Consider the following 13,956-nt stretch of genomic DNA (forward strand, 5'->3'; position numbering starts at 1 on the left):
CGCGGCTGCGCGCCCGCCCCCGCCGTAGGGCAAGCTGGCTCCCATGGCAACACATCTGATCACCGGGGCCGGCTCCGGCATCGGGGCGGCGGTCGCGCGCCGGCTCCTCGACCGGGGCGACGAGGTCCACCTCTTCGCGCGCGACGCGGGCCGGGCCAGGGAGCTGGCGGCGGAGTTCCCCGGCGCCCACACGCTCGTGGCCGACCTGTCCAACCCGGACCGGCTCTCCTGGGCCCTCGACAAGCAGCCGCTGCCGGACCGCGTCGACACGCTCCTGCACATCGCGGGCGTCGTCGAACTCGGCGCCGTCGGCGAGCTGACGCCGAAGACGTGGAACAGCACGCTCGCCGCCAACCTGGTCTCCCCGGCGGAGCTGACCCGGCTGTTCCTGCCGCAGCTGCGCGTGACGAAGGGGCACGTCCTCTTCGTCAACTCCGGTGCCGGGCTGAACGCCCACGCCACGTGGAGCGCGTACGCCGCGAGCAAGCACGGCCTGAAGGCGCTCGCGGACTCGCTGCGCGCCGAGGAGCACGCGGCCGGCGTGCACGTCACCAGCGTCTACCCGGGCCGCACCGCGACTCCGATGCAGGCGAAGGTGCACCAGCAGGAGGGCAAGCCGTACGACCCGGCGCGGTGGATCGACCCCGAGTCGGTCGCGACGACGATCCTGCTCGCGATCGACCTCCCGCGCGACGCGGAGATCAACGACCTGTCGGTCCGGCCCGGCCGCTGACGGCGGAAGTCCCCGGGCCGCCCCGGGGGCTTCCCGGAGCCGCCCCGGGAGGCTCTTTGCGCTCACCCCGTCCCGCCGCCCGGCTCGGCCTGCGCAGGGGCCGCCGCGCGCCCCGTAGGCTTCCTGCGTGAGCGACAAGAGCAACAACGAGCAGGGGTCCGGCGGCCGTCCGCCGGCAGCGGGGAAGAGCTGGGGCACCGGGGCGGCCACCGGCGTCGGGTCGATGCCCGGGGGCGACGCCCGCGAAGCCGCGAAGACCGTCACCGGGTCCCTGGAGGCCCTGCCGTACCTGCCGGAGCTGCCCGCCCGCGGCCCCGGCGCCGACATGATCGGCCGCACCACCGGCCTCCTGGTCGACGTCTACGCGCACGTCGAGCCCAGCGGATGGCGCATCAGCGACCGGCCCGGGCGCGACACCAAGCGCGCCCGCTCGTGGCTGGGCGAGGACCTCGACGCCCTGGAGGAGTACACCCAGGGCTACGAGGGCGCGCTCAAGGTCTCCGCCGTCGGCCCCTGGACCCTCGCGGCGGCCCTGGAACTGCGCGGCGGCGAGGCCGCGCTCGGCGACGCCGGCGCCTGCCGTGACCTCACGGCATCCCTCGCCGAGGGCCTGCGGGGCCACCTCGCCGACGTGCGGCGGCGGGTGCCCGGCGCCCGGATCGTGCTCCAGCTGGACGAGCCCTCCCTGACCGCCGTCCTCGCCGGGCGGGTCCGCACCGCCAGCGGGTACCGCACCTACCGCGCCGTCGACCGGGCCGTCGTCGAGGGCGCCCTGCGCGACCTCGTGACGGTCGCCCGCGAGGTCACCGGCCAGGCGCCCGTCGTGCACGCGTGCGCCCCCGGCGTGCCCTTCGCGCTGCTGCGCCGGGCCGGCTTCCAGGGCATCTCGTTCGATTTCTCGCTCTTCACCGAGCGTGAGGAAGAAGCGGTGGGAGAGGCGGTCGAGGCGGGTACGACGCTGTTCGTGGGCGTGGTGCCCGGTACGGACGGCCCGTTGTCAGACCCTGCCGGTAGCGTCATGGGTGTCAGGACGCTGTGGCGCAGGCTGGGGCTGGCACCGGGGACCCTCGCGGAGTCCGTGGTCGTCACTCCCTCGTGCGGGCTCGCGGGCGCTTCGCCCGCATATGCCCGCACGGCCCTCGCGCACTGCGTCCGGGCGGCGAAATCACTCGCAGACAACCCTGAGTGACGGCGCTCATGGATCAACGGGAGGACGAGACGGTGGCTGTCGAACAGCAGGGCGGACGGCAGGGCGGACAGCAGGGCGAAGAGCTCGCGGCGGGCTCCTCCGTGCCCGCACCGGCACGGGAGAAGCACGCGCTGCTGGCCGAGCAGGTCGAGGAGCACCGCTTCCGGTATTACGTCAAGGACGCCCCCGTCATCAGCGACGCCGAGTTCGACAAGCTGCTGCGCTCGCTGGAGGCCCTGGAGGAGCAGCACCCGGAGCTCCGCACTCCCGAATCGCCCACCCAGAAGGTCGCCGGGGCCTACGAGACGGACTTCACGGCCGTCGAGCACCGCGAGCGCATGCTCTCCCTCGACAACGCCTTCGACGACGAAGAGCTCGCCGCCTGGGCCGAGCGCATCGCCAAGGACATCGGCGGCGGCACCCCGTACCACTTCCTGTGCGAGCTCAAGGTCGACGGCCTCGCCGTCAACCTCACTTACGAGCACGGCCGCCTCACCCGCGCCGCCACCCGCGGCGACGGCCGCACCGGCGAGGACATCACGCCCAACGTCCGCACGATCGCCGAGATCCCCGACCGCCTCCAGGGCGACCGCATCCCGGCCCTCGTCGAGGTCCGCGGCGAGGTCTACTTCCCCATGGAGAAGTTCGAGGAGCTCAACGCCGGCCTGGTGGAGGCCGGCAAGCCCCCCTTCGCCAATCCGCGCAACGCCGCCGCGGGCTCGCTGCGCCAGAAGGACCCGCGCGTCACCGCCACCCGGCCGCTGCACATGGTCGTCCACGGCGTCGGCGCGCGCGAGGGCTTCGACATCGACCGCCAGTCCCAGGCGTACGAACTGCTGCGCGAATGGGGGCTGCCGACGGCGGCGCACGCCTCGGTCGTCGACGACCTCGCGGGCGTACGGAAGTTCATCGCCCACTACGGCGAACCCGCCGTGCGCCACTCCATGGAGCACGAGATCGACGGCGTCGTCGTCAAGCTCGACGAGATCCCCCTGCAGGGCCGTCTCGGCTCCACCTCCCGCGCCCCCCGCTGGGCCATCGCCTGGAAGTACGCCCCGGAAGAGGTCAACACCAAGCTGGTCGACATCCGCGTCGGCGTCGGCCGGACGGGCCGGGTCACGCCGTACGCCGTGGTCGAGCCGGTCACCGTCGCGGGCTCCGAGGTCGAGTTCGCCACCCTGCACAACCAGGACGTCGTCAAGGCCAAGGGCGTCCTCATCGGCGACACCGTCGTGCTCCGCAAGGCCGGCGACGTCATCCCCGAGATCCTCGGCCCCGTGGTGGACCTCCGGGACGGCACGGAGCGCGAGTTCGTGATGCCCGCCGAGTGCCCCGAGTGCGGCACGGAGCTGCGGCCCATGAAGGAGGGCGACATCGACCTCCGCTGCCCCAACGCCCGCTCCTGCCCCGCCCAGATCCGCGAGCGCCTCTTCTACCTCGCCGGCCGCAAGAGCCTCGACATCGAGAACCTCGGCTACGTCGCCGCCACCGCGCTCACCCAGCCCCTGGAGCCCGCCGAGCCGCCCCTGAAGAACGAGGGCGACCTGTTCGGCATGACCATCGAACAGCTGCTGCCCATCAAGTCCTACGTCGTGGACCCCGACTCCGGCCTGCCCAAGCGCGACCCGGAGACGGGCGAGCCGAAGGTCGTCACCTTCTTCGCCAACCAGAAGGGTGAGCCGAAGAAGAACGCCCTCGCCATGCTGGCCAACATCGAGGCCGCCAAGCAGCGGCCGCTCGCCCGCATCCTCACCGGGCTGTCGATCCGGCACGTGGGGCCCGTCGCCTCGGTCGCCCTCGCCCGCGAGTTCCGCTCGATCGACCGCATCGCGGAGGCGAGCGAGGAGGAGCTGGCCGCGGTGGACGGCGTCGGCGCGATCGTCGCCGCCGCCGTCAAGGAGTGGTTCGCCGAGGACTGGCGCCGCGAGATCATCGAGAAGTGGCGGGCCGCCGGCGTCCGCATGGAGGAGGAGGCCGCCGAGGACGAGGGCCCGCGCCCCCTCGCCGGACTCACGGTCGTCGTCACCGGCACCCTCTCCGCGTACACCCGCGACGGCGCCAAGGAAGCCCTGCAGAGCCGGGGCGCCAAGGTCACCGGCTCGGTGTCGAAGAAGACGGACTTCGTCGTCGTCGGCGACAACCCCGGCTCCAAGTTCGACAAGGCCATGCAGCTGAAGGTGCCCGTCCTGGAAGAGGACGGCTTCGCCGTGCTCCTCGCCGAAGGTCCCGACGCCGCGCGTGAAGCGGCCGTTCCGCAAGAGGGCGCGGAAGCGGCCGGGGGCGCGGGCGAGGGCGAGAGCGCCCACGGCGAGGCGTAGCGGACGGGGGGTGCGGGTAGCCCCTTCGCACCCCCTCCGTACCCCCTTCGTCCCCCCCGCCGCCATCCGCCCCACGCGGAGCGGCACCGCCACCGGAAGGCAGGTCCGCACACCGGTCGCCACCCCAGCGGAGTAATGCCCGCATAGTCAGTGGGCATTACCCCTACAGCGCATACCAGATGGCTACAAGAGGCCGGATCCCAATCGGGCAACCGCTGCCGATCGCTGCCCGCCGTAGCCTTCTGCGGCCTACTGTTGAGATGTGCGCCTGCCGTGGCGCGGGCACCGCCGGCTGTGAGAGGGACGGGCATGAAACCCACCGACAGCGCCGAACCGGCATCCCGGCTGCGCCGGGTTCCTCCGCCCGCGCTGCCGACGGTCTGTGTCACCGTGGCGGCGGTCGCACTCGCCGCCGGTGTCTTCCGGGTGATCGGCGCGGGCCACTCCGTCTTCCCCGGCCGCGCCGTCGGCGCTGCCCTGGCCGTCCTCACCGGCCTCATCGTCGCCCACCTCGTCGCCCTCGGGCGCGACCGCTGGTGGGGCGGCACGGGCTCCGGAGCCGCCCTCACCCTCGCCGTCCTGCTGCTCTACGGCTGGCTGCCCGCCGTCCTCATCAGCATCGCCGTCGTCCTGCTCGTCGCCACCGCCCGCCGCCACCGCTGGCGCCAGGCCTTACTCCACGGTGCCGTCGACATCCTCGGCATCGGTGCCGCCGGCCTCGCCCTCGCCGTGTGCGGCGTCGTCTCCACCGTCGAGAACCCCTGGATGCCCGACGAGTGGCCGCTCACCGCCATCCCCAAAGTGGCCCTCGCCGCCTTCCTCTACCTCGCCGTCACCCGCGCCCTGCTCTGGTACTCCATGGCGCCCCGCGCCGGCCTCAGCACCATCGCCCGCACCGCCCTCGTCCGGCAGGCCCTCGTCGGCGGCGCCCTCCTCGGCATCGCCCCGCTGATCGCCGTCGTCGCCGACCACGCGCCGCTGCTGCTGCCCCTGTTCGCCGTCCCCCTCATCGCCCTCGACTCCACCCTGTGGATCGCCCGCGCCCGCGCCGAGGAACAGCTGCGCGACCCGCTCACCGGACTGCCCAACCGCCAGTGGCTCCTGGAGCGCACCTGGAGCGCCCTCGACGAGGCCGAGCGCGCCGGCACCCGCTCCGCGCTCGTCCTCATCGACCTCGACCGCTTCCGCTCCGTCAACGACACCCTCGGCCACCTCGCCGGGGACCGGCTGCTGCTGCAGATAGCCGAGCGGCTGCGCCTCGCCCTGCCGCGGGACGCGGAGGCGGCGCGCCTCGGCGGCGACGAGTTCGCGGTGCTGCTGCCCACGGCGGACTCCCTCACCGGCGCCCAGCGCGTGGCCCGTTCACTGGTGGCCGCGCTCGGCTCCCCCCTCGACCTCGACGGGCTCACGCTCGTCCTGGAGGCCAGCGCCGGCGTCGCCGTCTACCCCGACCACGCCCTCGACGCCGAGGGGCTGCTGCGCCGCGCCGACGTCGCCATGTACCAGGCCAAGCGCGACCGCAGCGGCGTCGAGGTCTACGAGGCCCGGCGCGACGGCAACACCCCCGACCGGCTCGGGCTCCTCGGCGACCTGCGGCGCGCGCTCGACGCGGGCGACGTCGAACTGCACTACCAGCCCAAGGTCGGCTTCGACGGGCACGTCGAGGGGCTGGAGGCGCTGGTGCGCTGGGTCCACCCCGAGCGGGGCCGGGTCTCCCCGGACGAGTTCATCGCGATCGCCGAGTCGTCGGGGCTGATGCCCAGGCTGACCGAGTACGTCCTGGAGACCGCCCTCGGGCAGGTCGCGAAGTGGCGGGCCATGGGCCTGGAAGTGCCCGTCGCCGTCAACGTCTCGCCGCGCGACGTCCACACTCCCGGGTTCGCGGGCTCGGTCGCGGCGCGGCTCGCCCGGCACGGGGTCCCCGCGGGGGCGCTGCAGCTGGAGATAACCGAGCACGTCCTGCTGGAGGACCCGCAGCGGGCGGCGGACACCCTCGCGGGGCTCACCGGGCACGGCGTGAAGATGTCCCTGGACGACTTCGGCACGGGCTATTCGTCCCTGGTCCACCTCCGCCGGCTCCCGGTGAGCGAACTGAAGATCGACCGGTCGTTCGTGGCCCGGCTCGCCATCGACAACGAGGACGCGGAGATCGTCCGCTGCACGCTCGACCTTGCGCACTCGCTGGGACTGCTCGTCGTCGCCGAGGGCGTCGAGGACGACGAGACCTGGGAGCGGCTGCGGGACCTGGGCTGCGACGCGGTCCAGGGCTGGCTCGTCGCCGCGGCCATGCCGCCGGACGAGACGACGGCCTGGCTCCGCCTCCGCAACGAGTCCGGCTGGCACCGGGAGGCGGACCACGTCGCCGCGACGGCGTCCGCCGCCGCGGAGGGGGACGCGGTCACGTAGGGGCGACGGCCGGTCCGGCACCTCCCCCGGCTACCGCTGGGGGTGCCCCCAAAACCCCGGTGGGGGTTGCGTGCCGCGGCGGGCGGGCACTTCTTCCCGCCGCGACGGCCATCAACCCCCACGGGGCCATCCGGCGGTGCCGAACGGCCTTGCGCCCGTAGAGCCGCCCGGACGCCTCGGGCACCTGCTCCCGCCGCGGCGGCGATCGCGGCGGCGCCGGAGCGCCCCGGGCCGCAGCCACGCGGAAAGCGTTTAGCAGGCACGGCTCCCGGAGCCATAGGATTGGGCGCACAACCCGCCCAGAATCCGTCACAAACCCTGAGGATCGCCGCATGCCTGGCATCACGCGCGAGGAGGTAGCCCACCTCGCCCGGCTGGCACGTCTGGAGCTCAAGGACGAAGAGCTCGAGCACTTCGCCGGCCAGCTCGACGACATCATCGGCGCGGTCGCCCGCGTCTCCGAGGTCGCCGAGCAGGACGTCCCCCCGACGTCCCACCCGCTGCCGCTGACCAACGTCATGCGCCCGGACGAGGTCCGTCCGTCGCTGACCCCGCAGGAGGCGCTCTCCGGCGCCCCCGCCCAGGAGCAGCAGCGTTTCAAGGTGCCGCAGATCCTGGGGGAGGACTAAACCGCTATGACGGACATCATCAAGCTCACCGCCGCCGAGATCGCGGAGAAGATCGCCTCCGGCGAGCTCACCGCCGTCCAGGTCACCGAGGCCCACCTGGCCCGGATCGACGCCGTGGACGAGAAGGTGCACGCCTTCCTCCACGTGGACCGCGAGGGCGCCCTCGCCCAGGCCCGCGAGGTCGACGCCAAGCGCGCCCGCGGCGAGAAGCTCGGCCCGCTGGCCGGCGTCCCGCTCGCGCTGAAGGACATCTTCACCACCAAGGGGATCCCGACCACCGTCGGCTCGAAGATCCTCGAGGGCTGGATCCCGCCGTATGACGCGACGCTCACCAAGCGCCTGAAGGACGCGGACGTCGTCATCCTCGGCAAGACCAACATGGACGAGTTCGCGATGGGCTCCTCCACGGAGAACAGCGCCTACGGCCCGACCGGCAACCCCTGGGACCTCACCAAGATCCCCGGCGGCTCCGGCGGCGGCTCCAGCGCGGCCCTCGCCGCGTACCAGGCCCCGCTCGCCATCGGCACGGACACCGGCGGTTCGATCCGCCAGCCCGCCGCCGTCACCGGCACGGTCGGCGTCAAGCCCACCTACGGCGCGGTCTCGCGCTACGGCATGGTGGCGTTCTCCTCCTCCCTCGACCAGGGCGGCCCCTGCGCCCGTACGGTCCTGGACGCGGCCCTGCTGCACGAGGTCATCGCCGGCCACGACCCGATGGACTCCACGTCCATCGACGCCCCGGTCCCGCCGGTCGTCGAGGCGGCCCGCAACGGCTCCGTCGCCGGCATGCGCGTCGGCGTCGTCAAGCAGTTCCGCGGCGAGGGCTACCAGGCCGGCGTCCTGCAGCGCTTCGACGAGTCGGTGGAGCTGCTGAAGGAGCTGGGCGCCGAGATCGTCGAGCTGGACTGCCCGTCCTTCGACCTGGCCCTGGCCGCGTACTACCTGATCGCGCCGTCCGAGTGCTCCTCGAACCTGGCCCGTTTCGACGGCCTGCGCTACGGCCTGCGCGCCGGCGACGACGGCACCCGCTCGGCCGAGGACGTCACCGCCCTCACCCGCGAGGCGGGCTTCGGCCCCGAGGTCAAGCGCCGCGTCATGCTCGGCACGTACGCGCTCAGCTCGGGCTACTACGACGCCTACTACGGCTCGGCACAGAAGGTCCGCACGCTCATCACGCGCGACTTCGAGAAGGCGTTCGAGCAGGTCGACGTGATCGTCTCGCCGACCACCCCGACCACCGCCTTCGCGATCGGCGAGCGCGCCGACGACCCGATGGCGATGTACCTCGCGGACCTGTGCACCATCCCGACCAACCTGGCGGGCAACGCCGCCATGTCGCTGCCGTGCGGCCTGGCGCCCGAGGACAACCTGCCGGTCGGTCTGCAGATCATCGCTCCCGCCCTGAAGGACGACCGGCTCTACAAGGTCGGTGCCGCGGTCGAGGCCGCGTTCACCGCCCGCTGGGGCCACCACCTGCTCGAGGAGGCACCGTCGCTGTGAGTACGGAAGTGAGCAAGCCGAGCGCCCTGAAGAAGGCCAAGGGCTTCAAGAAGTCCAAGCCCGGCACGTATCTGTCGATCGGCACCACGCTGTTCGGCGCGGTGAGCGTGATCAAGCAGGCGAAGAAGGCGCGCGGCGAGCAGGACACGCTCCAGCTGGTCGACGCCATCGTCTCCGCCGCGGCCATCGCCACCGGCGTCGCGCTGCTGGTGCGCGAGCTGCGCCGCATGAACAGCGACGACGTCCTCGCGGACTGAGCCAGGACCTGAGAGGTTAGTTTTCCGTGACCGTCACTGAACTGGTGTCGTACGAGGACGCGCTGGCTTCCTACGACCCCGTCATGGGCCTGGAGGTCCATGTCGAGCTCGGCACCAAGACGAAGATGTTCTGCGGCTGCTCCACGGAGCTGGGCGCGGACCCCAACACCCAGACCTGCCCGGTCTGCCTCGGCATGCCCGGCGCCCTGCCCGTGGTCAACGCCATCGGCGTCGAGTCCGCCATCAAGATCGGTCTCGCGCTGAACTGCGAGATCGCCGAGTGGTGCCGCTTCGCCCGGAAGAACTACTTCTATCCGGACATGCCGAAGAACTTCCAGACCTCCCAGTACGACGAGCCGATCGCCTTCAACGGCTACCTCGACGTGCAGCTGGAGGACGGCGAGGTCTTCCGCGTGGAGATCGAGCGCGCCCACATGGAGGAGGACACCGGCAAGTCCACGCACGTGGGCGGTGCCACCGGCCGCATCCACGGCGCCCAGCACTCCCTGCTGGACTACAACCGCGCCGGCATCCCGCTCATCGAGATCGTCACCAAGCCGATCGAGGGCGCGGGCGAGCGGGCCCCCGAGGTCGCCAAGGCGTACGTCGCCGAGCTCCGCGAGCTCATCAAGGCGCTGGGCGTCTCCGAGGCCCGTATGGAGATGGGCCAGATGCGCTGCGACGTGAACCTGTCGCTGCGTCCGCACGGCCGGGAGAAGTTCGGCACCCGCTCCGAGACCAAGAACGTCAACTCGCTGCGCTCCGTCGAGCGCGCGGTGCGCTTCGAGGTCCAGCGGCACGCCTCCGTCCTCTCGGCCGGCGGCACGATCATCCAGGAGACCCGCCACTTCCACGAGGAGGACGGGTCGACGACGTCCGGCCGCATCAAGGAAGAGGCCGAGGACTACCGCTACTTCCCCGAGCCGGACCTGGTGCCGGTGGCCCCCTCCCGCGAGTGGGTCGAGGAGCTGCGGGGAACCCTGCCCGAGCTGCCGCGCGTGCGCCGCAACCGGCTGCGCGAGCAGTGGGGCGTCACCGAGCACGACATGCAGTCGATCCTCAACGCGGGCGCGGTCGACCTGATCGTCGCCACCACCGAGGCCGGTGCCGACTCCGCCGCCGCCCGCAAGTGGTGGATGGGCGAGCTGGCCCGCAGCGCCAACGAGTCCGGCACGGACCTCGCGGCGCTGCCGATCACCCCGGCGCAGGTCGCCCGGGTGGCGGCGCTCGTCGCCGAGGGCTCGCTCAACGACAAGCTGGCCCGCCAGGTCATCGAGGGCGTGCTCGCGGGCGAGGGCGGCCCGGACGAGGTCGTCGAGAAGCGCGGCCTGAAGGTCGTCTCCGACGACAGCGCCCTGGGCGCTGCCGTGGACGAGGCCATCGCGGCCAACGCCGCCATCGCGGACAAGATCCGCGCCGGCAAGGTCGCGGCGGCGGGTGCCCTGGTCGGCGCGGTCATGAAGGCCACGCGCGGCCAGGCCGACGCGGCTCGTGTCCGTGAGCTCATCCTGGAGCGCCTCGGCGTCGAAGGCTGACCTTCCGCTTCGTGCCTGACGTTTCATGGCCGCCCCTTTTCGAAGGGGCGGCCATTGTCTGTCCGGAATTGGGCCGGGAATGGCTGGTTTCTTGCCCTCTATGGCCTTCGCGGCCCTCATCCGGCATGATCCCGCATGCGGGCGGGCCCAGCGTGTGCCCGCCACCGAGGTATGGGGGTTGGCAGATGAGACGGCTGAGCAGAGCGCTGGCGGCGGTGACCCTGGCGGGCGCCGGCCTGCTGGTGACGACGGTCCCGGCCGGCGCGGCGGCGCCGCAGGCCGGTCAGGCCACCGCGGCGAAGTGCGAGGCGGGCTGGGGGAGCCTGGCCAAGACGGCCCCGACCACCGCCTACAAGCCGCTCCTGGACATCAGGGCCGGCAAGCACGAGTGCTTCGACCGCCTGGTCTTCGACGTCCAGGGCATCGGCGACCACCGCATCGGCTACCGCGTGGAGTACGTGGACCAGCTGCGCCAGGACGGCTCGGGCGATGTGATCCCGGTCGCCGGCGGAGCGGTCCTGGCCGTCCGCGTGTCCGCCCCGAGCTACGACCCGAACACCGGCGAGGCGCGCTACCCCGGCCACGCCGGGCAGCCGCTGACGGGCGTGGACCTCACCGGCTTCAGGACCTTCCAGGACACCCGCTTCGCCAGCAGCTTCGAGGGCGAGACCCTCGTCGGCGTCGGCGTCCGCGCGCGCCTGCCCTTCCGTGTCTTCCAGGAGCGCAACCGCATCGTCGTGGACGTCGCCCACAGCTGGTAGCCCCGGGCTGAGCGGCCGCCCGCGCCCCCGTGTGGGGTGGGCCACAAAGCGGACAATCGATCTTTTCCGGCTGTCACAGTGGGTCGGCAAGGGGCCCCTCCGCACCGTCTGCACCCGGGGCCCCGAGCCCAGTAGCTCCAGCGCTCGGAACAGCACGGGTCAGCATCCCGGCGAGCTCGACGCGATACCCGGGAAGCAGCCCGTATGACCTCACTCGCCCGATGGTGCCTGCGCCGCCGCTCCGCCGTCATCGTGCTGTGGCTCGTCGCCCTCGCGGGCACCGCGGCCGCCGCCCTGCTCAGCGGCCCGGCCTACTCGAACGACTACGCCGTGCCCGGCACCGAGGCGGCCCGCGCGAGCGCCCTCCTCGACGCCGGCTTCCCCGGCCAGGGCGGCGACGACACCATCGTCTGGCACACCGACCGCGGCACCGTGCGCGCCGCCGCCGTCGAGCAGCGCATGACCGAGGTCCTGCACGAGGTGGCCGCGCTCCCCGGCGTCGAGGCCGTCAGCGGCCCCTACAGCGGCCCCGACGGCGCCACCCGGATCAGCGGCGACGGGCACACCGCGTACGCCTCCCTCACCTTCACGAACGGCGACCCCGGCAAGGATCTCGCCAAGAAGGTCGTCGACACCGCGCGGCCCGCGGCGGACGGCAACCTCCAGGTCGCCCTGGGCGGCACCGGCATCGCCGGCGCGGAGAGCAAGGGCGGGCACCTCAGCGAGATCATCGGCATCGCCGTGGCCGCCGTCGTCCTGTTCGTCGTCTTCGGCTCGCTCGCCGCGAGCCTGCTGCCGATCGCCACCGCCCTCGTGGGCGTCGGCACCGCCTCCATGGGCACCCAGCTGCTCGGCCACGTCATGAACGTCGCCGACTTCGCGCCCATGCTCGGCACCCTCATCGGCCTCGGCGTGGGCATCGACTACGCCCTGTTCATCGTCACCCGGCACCGCAAGGGCCTGCGGGCCGGCCTGCCCGTGGCCGTCGCGGCCGAACGAGCCGTGGCCACCACAGGCCGCGCCGTCGTCTTCGCGGGCGGCACCGTCTGCGTCGCGCTGCTCGGCATGCTCATCCTGCGGCTGAGCTTCCTCAACGGCGTCGCCATCGCCGCCTCGCTCACCGTCGTCCTCACCGTCGCCGCGTCCGTCACCCTGCTGCCCGCGCTCCTCGGCGTCATCGGCCACCGCGCCCTCGGCCGCCGCGAGCGCCGCCGCCTCGCGGCCGGCGGCCCCCGCCCCGACGAGCAGCCCACCGGGCCGGCCGCCCGCTGGTCCGCCTTCGTCGAGCGCCGGCCGAAGCTGCTGGGCACGCTGGCGGCCGCCGTCATGCTCGTGCTGGCGCTGCCGACGTTCTCCCTCCACCTCGGCACCTCCGACCAGGGCACCGGCCCCGCCTCGTCCACGACGCGGCAGGCGTACGACATGCTCGGCCGTGGCTTCGGCCCCGGCGTCAACGGCCCCCTGACGCTCGTGGCCGGCCTGGACAGTGCCGCCGACCGGCTCGCCTTCACCAAGCTCCCGGAGGCCCTGCGGCACACCGAGGGCGTCGCCGCCGCCTCGCCCGCCGAGGTGAACGCCAGCGGCGACACGGGCGTCATCAGCGTCGTCCCCACCACGTCCCCGCAGTCGCGCGACACCAGCGACCTCGTGGACCGGCTGCGCGGCACCGTGCTGCCGAAGGCGACGGCCGGCACCGGCGTGGACGTCCACGTGGGAGGCATGACCGCGAGCTACGACGACTTCGCCGGGATCATCCTCGGCAAGCTGCCGCTCTTCGTCGGCACCGTCGTCGGCCTGGGCTGCCTGCTGCTCCTGCTGGCCTTCCGCAGCATCGGCATCCCCCTGAAGGCCGCGGTCATGAACATCGCCGCCGTCGCCTCGTCCTTCGGCGTCGTCGTCGCGGTCTTCCAGTGGGGCCGGGGCAGCGAGCTCCTCGGCCTCGGCGGCGCGGGCCCGATAGAACCCTTCCTGCCCGTCGTCATGGTCTCCGTCCTCTTCGGGCTGTCCATGGACTACCAGGTCTTCCTGGTCAGCCGGATGTACGAGGAGTGGCTGGCCACGCGTGACAACCGCCGCGCGGTGCGGGTCGGGCTCGCCGAGACCAGCCGCGTCATCAACTCCGCGGCGGTGATCATGATCTCGGTCTTCCTGGCCTTCGTGCTCAGCGGCGACCGCGTCATCGCGATGTTCGGCATCGGCCTCGCCACGGCCGTCGCCCTCGACGCCTTCGTGCTGCGCACGCTGCTCGTGCCGGCCCTCATGCACATGCTGGGCGGCGCCAACTGGTGGCTGCCCGCGTGGCTGGACCGCCGCCTGCCCCGGATCAGCATCGAGCCGCCCGGGCCGGTGGAGACGGCGGAGCCCGCGGAGGCGGAGCCGGAGGCCTCCGGGGTCAGTCCTGAGCGGAGCCTTGCTGCGGCAGGCGTATGACCACGCGGCCCGAGTCGAGGTCGACCGGGCCGCGGGCGGGGTCGGCGTCCCCGGTGTCCTCACGGGTGAGTTCGAGCCGCTTCTGCTCGTCGTGCGCGTGCTTCCGGCCTGGTGCGAACACTTCCTCGAAAATGTTGAACATCCCGACTCCCGTCGCCGTCCAGTCCGTCCAGCATAGGCGGACGGATGTACGAACCA

The 13,956-nt window shown here is 72.8% G+C and carries 11 protein-coding genes; 10 read left to right on the forward strand and 1 reads right to left on the reverse strand.

The window, feature by feature from the left end:
• The first annotated feature begins 43 nt into the window (after positions 1-43).
• The 10 genes from IF61_RS0121520 to IF61_RS0121565 all read left to right on the forward strand — a co-directional run bounded on the left by IF61_RS0121520 (position 44) and on the right by IF61_RS0121565 (position 13,758).
• On the forward strand, positions 44-733 hold the full coding sequence (locus IF61_RS0121520) for an SDR family oxidoreductase (protein WP_030368117.1): 690 nt from the start codon (positions 44-46) through the stop codon (positions 731-733).
• A 127-nt stretch (positions 734-860) separates the two neighbouring features.
• On the forward strand, positions 861-1,922 hold the full coding sequence (locus tag IF61_RS0121525; RefSeq protein WP_030368118.1) for a methionine synthase: 1,062 nt from the start codon (positions 861-863) through the stop codon (positions 1,920-1,922).
• Between the two features lie 32 nt (positions 1,923-1,954).
• The gene (ligA, locus tag IF61_RS0121530) at positions 1,955-4,240 is read left to right on the forward strand and encodes an NAD-dependent DNA ligase LigA (protein ID WP_397945253.1); all 2,286 of its coding nucleotides are present in this window, start codon (positions 1,955-1,957) and stop codon (positions 4,238-4,240) included.
• Positions 4,241-4,549: 309 nt separating this feature from the next.
• Complete coding sequence (locus IF61_RS0121535; RefSeq protein WP_030368120.1) at positions 4,550-6,646, forward strand: putative bifunctional diguanylate cyclase/phosphodiesterase; 2,097 nt, start codon at positions 4,550-4,552, stop codon at positions 6,644-6,646.
• Between the two features lie 332 nt (positions 6,647-6,978).
• Positions 6,979-7,275: an Asp-tRNA(Asn)/Glu-tRNA(Gln) amidotransferase subunit GatC gene (gene gatC / locus IF61_RS0121540; RefSeq protein WP_030368121.1), complete on the forward strand. Its 297-nt coding sequence runs from the start codon at positions 6,979-6,981 to the stop codon at positions 7,273-7,275.
• 6 nt (positions 7,276-7,281) lie between these two features.
• Entirely contained in the window at positions 7,282-8,775 is a 1,494-nt protein-coding gene (gatA, locus tag IF61_RS0121545; RefSeq protein ID WP_030368122.1) for an Asp-tRNA(Asn)/Glu-tRNA(Gln) amidotransferase subunit GatA, read from the forward strand.
• The gene (locus tag IF61_RS0121550; RefSeq protein WP_245684571.1) at positions 8,772-9,032 is read left to right on the forward strand and encodes a hypothetical protein; all 261 of its coding nucleotides are present in this window, start codon (positions 8,772-8,774) and stop codon (positions 9,030-9,032) included. Before gatA ends, IF61_RS0121550 begins: the two co-directional genes overlap by 4 nt.
• Before the next feature lie 26 nt (positions 9,033-9,058).
• Positions 9,059-10,567 carry an Asp-tRNA(Asn)/Glu-tRNA(Gln) amidotransferase subunit GatB gene (gene gatB / locus IF61_RS0121555; protein WP_030368124.1) on the forward strand — a complete coding sequence of 503 codons (1,509 nt, stop codon included), beginning with the start codon at positions 9,059-9,061 and terminating at the stop codon, positions 10,565-10,567.
• Between the two features lie 185 nt (positions 10,568-10,752).
• Positions 10,753-11,328, forward strand: a complete 576-nt coding sequence (locus IF61_RS0121560) for an AMIN-like domain-containing (lipo)protein (protein ID WP_030368125.1) — start codon at positions 10,753-10,755, stop codon at positions 11,326-11,328.
• A gap of 204 nt (positions 11,329-11,532) precedes the next feature.
• Positions 11,533-13,758 carry an MMPL family transporter gene (locus tag IF61_RS0121565; RefSeq protein ID WP_030368126.1) on the forward strand — a complete coding sequence of 742 codons (2,226 nt, stop codon included), beginning with the start codon at positions 11,533-11,535 and terminating at the stop codon, positions 13,756-13,758.
• Here IF61_RS0121565 and IF61_RS0121570 read toward each other — a convergent pair.
• Positions 13,721-13,900 (reverse strand): DUF6191 domain-containing protein, encoded by a 180-nt coding sequence (locus IF61_RS0121570; protein ID WP_030368127.1) that lies wholly within the window; start codon positions 13,898-13,900, stop codon positions 13,721-13,723. The genes IF61_RS0121565 and IF61_RS0121570 overlap by 38 nt on opposite strands.
• Positions 13,901-13,956: the final 56 nt, after the last annotated feature.

Source organism: Streptomyces roseoverticillatus, from assembly GCF_000719265.1.
Taxonomy (GTDB): domain Bacteria; phylum Actinomycetota; class Actinomycetes; order Streptomycetales; family Streptomycetaceae; genus Streptomyces; species Streptomyces roseoverticillatus.

Bases quoted from the DNA above. Each gene is read 5' to 3' on its own strand.
- IF61_RS0121520 (WP_030368117.1), top strand. From the start codon at position 44: ATGGCAACACATCTGATCACCGGGGCCGGCTCCGGCATCGGGGCGGCG.
- IF61_RS0121535 (WP_030368120.1), top strand. From the start codon at position 4,550: ATGAAACCCACCGACAGCGCCGAACCGGCATCCCGGCTGCGCCGGGTT.
- gatC (WP_030368121.1), top strand. From the start codon at position 6,979: ATGCCTGGCATCACGCGCGAGGAGGTAGCCCACCTCGCCCGGCTGGCA.
- gatA (WP_030368122.1), top strand. From the start codon at position 7,282: ATGACGGACATCATCAAGCTCACCGCCGCCGAGATCGCGGAGAAGATC.
- IF61_RS0121560 (WP_030368125.1), top strand. From the start codon at position 10,753: ATGAGACGGCTGAGCAGAGCGCTGGCGGCGGTGACCCTGGCGGGCGCC.
- IF61_RS0121565 (WP_030368126.1), top strand. From the start codon at position 11,533: ATGACCTCACTCGCCCGATGGTGCCTGCGCCGCCGCTCCGCCGTCATC.
- IF61_RS0121570 (WP_030368127.1), bottom strand. From the start codon at position 13,900: ATGTTCAACATTTTCGAGGAAGTGTTCGCACCAGGCCGGAAGCACGCG.